The sequence below is a fragment of the Mesorhizobium sp. M1A.T.Ca.IN.004.03.1.1 genome (assembly GCF_003997555.1).
Lineage (GTDB): Bacteria > Pseudomonadota > Alphaproteobacteria > Rhizobiales > Rhizobiaceae > Mesorhizobium.
In genome coordinates this window covers 1-248 of record NZ_RZTV01000812.1, presented here as the reverse complement: position 1 = coordinate 248, position 248 = coordinate 1, and the positions used below count along the sequence as shown (strand labels likewise).

Here is a 248-nt window from a genome sequence, read left to right as displayed (position 1 = left end):
GCCGACTAGAGGAGGTCTTTCATGAAGCCGATCGAACACCGTTCGACGCATACATTCGACGAGGCGCTGGAGGCGATCAAGATTGCCATCGGAAAAGCCGGATTGACCATCTTCGCGGAAATCGATCATGCGGATGCCGCTCGCGAAAACGGGCTGTCGATGCCGGAGACGCGCGTTCTTATCTACGGCAGCCCGAAGGTCGGCACACCAGTGATGACGGACGCGCCCTTAACGGCTCTCGACCTACC

General features: G+C 58.9%; 1 protein-coding gene. It reads left to right on the top strand.

Annotated elements, in window-relative coordinates:
- Nucleotides 1-21 precede the first annotated feature (21 nt).
- Nucleotides 22-248: DUF302 domain-containing protein (locus EOD29_RS33915; protein ID WP_164764050.1), on the top strand; the 227-nt coding region annotated here is incomplete at its 3' end.